Here is a 2,771-nt window from a genome sequence, read left to right on the forward strand (position 1 = left end):
GGGCCGCCGGGGGCCGGGGCGCCGGGCTTGCCTGCCGCGGCGCCGCCCCCCGCGGCCTTGTCGCCACCGGCGGCCTTGTCGCCGGCCGGGGAGCCGCCCGGGGAAGCCGGTTTCTCCGGGGTCGTCACGCCGCCTCCTCCTCGGTGAGCTGGGAGAGCACGATCTCCCGGTAGGTCTCGTTGCCGGCCATCAGCTCGGCGTGGGTGCCGGTGCCGACGACGCGCCCCTCGTCCAGGACGACGATGCGGTCGGCGTCGCGGATCGTGGAGACGCGCTGGGCGACGATGACGACCGTGGCGTTCCCGGTCTCGCGGGCCAGCGCGGCCCGCAGCCGGGCGTCGGTGGCGTAGTCGAGGGCGGAGAAGGAGTCGTCGAAGAGATAGATGTCCGGCTTGCGGACCAGGGCGCGGGCGATGGCGAGCCGCTGCCGCTGCCCGCCGGAGACGTTGGTGCCGCCCTGGGCTATCGGCGCCTCCAGGCCGCCCTCCATGCTCGCGACGAAGTCGCGGGCCTGCGCCGTCTCCAGCGCCGCCCACAGCTCCTCGTCGGTCGCGTCGGGGCGCCCGTAGCGGAGGTTGGAGGCGATGGTCCCGGAGAAGAGGTAGGGCTTCTGCGGGACGAGGCCGACGGCCTCGGCGGAGCGGGCGGGGTCGAGCTCGCGGACGTCGACGCCGCCGACGGTGACGGTGCCGGCGGTCGCGTCGAACAGCCGGGGGATCAGCCCGAGCAGCGTGGACTTGCCGCTGCCGGTGGAGCCGATGACGGCCGTGATCTCGCCGGGCCGGGCCACGAGCGAGACGTCCTTGAGGACGGGCTCCTCCGCGCCCGGGTAGCGGAACTCGACGCCGCTGAGCTCCAGGTGCCCGCCGCCGCGCAGCTCGGTGACCGGGTTCGCCGGCGGGACCACGCTGGAGTCGGTGGCCAGGACCTCCTGGACGCGCTCGGCGCAGACCTCGGCGCGCGGCACCATCATGAACATGAAGGTGGCCATCATGACGGCCATCAGGATCTGCATCAGGTAGCTGAGGAACGCCGTCAGCGCGCCGATCTCCATGTCGCCGCTCTCGATGCGGTGACCGCCGAACCACAGGACGGCGACGGAGGAGACGTTCACCACCAGCATCACGGACGGGAACATCAGCGACATCAGCCGGCCGGCCTTGAGCGAGACGTCCATCAGCTCGGTGTTGGCGCCGTCGAAACGTTCCCGCTCGTGGGTGTCGCGGACGAAGGCGCGGATGACGCGGATGCCGGTGATCTGCTCGCGCAGCACCCGGTTGACCGTGTCGATCCGGTCCTGCACGCCGCGGAAAACCGGTCGCATCCGCCAGATGATCAGCGAGACGATCACGCCGAGGACGGGCACGATGACGAGCAGCAGGGCGGACAGCGGCACGTCCTGGTCGAGCGCCATCAGGATGCCGCCGACGCACATGATCGGCGCGGACACCATCAGCGTGAAGGCCATCAGGACGAGCAGCTGGATCTGCTGGACGTCGTTGGTGGTGCGGGTGATCAGCGAGGGGGCGCCGAAGTGCCCCATCTCGCGCGCGGAGAAGGACTGCACGCGGTCGAAGACGGCCGCGCGCAGGTCGCGGCCGACCGCCATCGCGGTCCGGGCACCGAAGTACGTCGCACCGATCGCGCAGACGATCTGGGCCAGGGTGACCGCCAGCATCCCGCCGCCGAGGGACAGGATGTAGCCGGTGTCACCCTTCACGACACCGTTGTCGACGATGTCGGCGTTGAGTGAGGGAAGGTAGAGCGTGGCAAGCGTCTGGACGAGCTGCAGGAGCACGATCAGCGCGATCGAAGTGGAGTAGGGCCTCAGATATGCCCGTGATAGTCGGACCAGCACATCGGGCAGCCTAAGCGAGCGCCTCGCCGTGCGGCCTCCCTATTTGCCCGGGCGGCGCTCCGCCCGTGCGGCACCCGTCATCATGGGAGGCGGCAGAAGAAGGAAAGGGGTCGCCGTGGCGACGACACAACCGGCACACCCGGTCAGCCCGGTCAAACCGGCCCTGCCGGGGCAACCGGGACCGGCGGGGACCATCCGGTACTGGGCCGCGGCGAAGGCCGCCGCAGGCACGGCCGAGGAGCCCTACGCTGCGCGAACGCTCGCGGAGGCGCTGGAGGCGGCCCGCCGGCGGCATGCGGAGCGCCCCGACTTCGCCCGGGTGCTGACGCGCTGCTCGTTCCTCGTGGACGGCGCCCCGGTCGGCACCCGCGACCACGCAACGGTCCAACTGGCCGAGGGCGGCACCGTAGAGGTGCTCCCGCCCTTCGCAGGAGGGTGACCCCGGCAGCATGAGCAATCAGCCGCACCATACGTACGACCCGCGGGAACCGTACGACTCGTACGACGCGTACGACGCCCGGACGCAGCGCCATGACGCCCAGTCCTACGGGCAGGCGTACGGGCAGCAGCAACAGGACGGGGCGTACGGCTCGTACGGCGACGGGTACAACGCCTATGACCCCTACGCCCAGCAGCAGCCTCAGGCACAGCAGCAACATCACCAGCAGCACCAGCAGTCCCAGCCGCAGCAGCAGGCTCAGCCGCAGCAGTTCCAGTGGCCGACCAACGGCGGCCAGGGCTTCCACGCCCACGACGAGCCGGTCACCCAGACCTGGCAGACGCCCACCTGGGACACGGGCACGTGGCAGCAGCCGGCCCCGCCGGCGGAGGACCACTCCTACGGCACGTCCTGGTCCGCCGGCACCCCGCTGCCCGAGGAGCGCCCGGCCGGGCGCGCGGGCTCGTGCACCGG

2 protein-coding genes and 1 pseudogene are annotated in these 2,771 nt (G+C 71.7%); 2 read left to right on the forward strand and 1 reads right to left on the reverse strand.

The window, feature by feature from the left end:
- Window positions 1-124 precede the first annotated feature (124 nt).
- Window positions 125-1,858 (reverse strand): ABC transporter ATP-binding protein, encoded by a 1,734-nt coding sequence (locus ACSNOH_RS34300; RefSeq protein WP_436725362.1) that lies wholly within the window; start codon window positions 1,856-1,858, stop codon window positions 125-127.
- 163 nt (window positions 1,859-2,021) lie between these two features.
- On the opposite strand from ACSNOH_RS34300, the gene ACSNOH_RS34305 reads away from it, so the two are divergent.
- A complete protein-coding gene (locus ACSNOH_RS34305; protein ID WP_436725363.1) occupies window positions 2,022-2,297 on the forward strand; it encodes a MoaD/ThiS family protein in 276 nt (91 codons plus the stop codon).
- Window positions 2,298-2,307: 10 nt separating this feature from the next.
- Window positions 2,308-2,771 (forward strand): annotated as a pseudogene (locus tag ACSNOH_RS34310) (hypothetical protein); the annotation flags it as partial.

The organism is Streptomyces sp. URMC 127 (genome assembly GCF_051386535.1).
Taxonomy (GTDB): Bacteria; Actinomycetota; Actinomycetes; order Streptomycetales; family Streptomycetaceae; genus Streptomyces.